1 protein-coding gene is annotated in these 425 nt (G+C 61.2%); it reads right to left on the bottom strand.

Annotation, left to right across the window (positions count from 1 at the left end):
- Positions 1 to 193: transcriptional regulator (locus EOA79_RS32485; RefSeq protein WP_128293723.1), on the bottom strand; the 193-nt coding region annotated here is incomplete at its 3' end.
- Positions 194 to 425 lie beyond the last annotated feature (232 nt).

The following is a 425-nucleotide window of genomic DNA, read 5'->3' on the forward strand; positions in this document are numbered from 1 at the left end:
CTTCCATGTCGCCGATCTGGTCGAGCTCGGCTTCGGCGAATCCTTCGGCGGCGAGCGATTCGAGCGCGCGGCGGACGGCAGAATCATCGTCGGGCGCGACCAGCATCACATGCACGCCTTCCGGCTTGCCGCCTTTTCGCCGCCACACCCGGCCGGTGATGATGGTGACCGGGCGCTCCTCGTTGTCGTTCACGGGCTGGTTCCTCCGGAAGCGGGGAGTTTTGCCATTCATGCCGACTTATTTGCACGAAGCCGGCCGAGATGACAGGCGGAAGCGGGTCACTTTCTTCCTCGCTCTTGAAAAAAGACGCAAGAAAATTACATGCGTTTTCCGCATGGCTGCCAAGCTCCGGATCGGGCGCAATATTTGCCGTTCCGGGGTTGACGGATAGGGGCCTTGCGAGTAGAAGCCGCCACGTCAGAAC

The sequence above is a fragment of the Mesorhizobium sp. M1A.F.Ca.IN.020.03.2.1 genome, from assembly GCF_004023205.1.
In the GTDB taxonomy this organism is placed as follows: domain Bacteria; phylum Pseudomonadota; class Alphaproteobacteria; order Rhizobiales; family Rhizobiaceae; genus Mesorhizobium.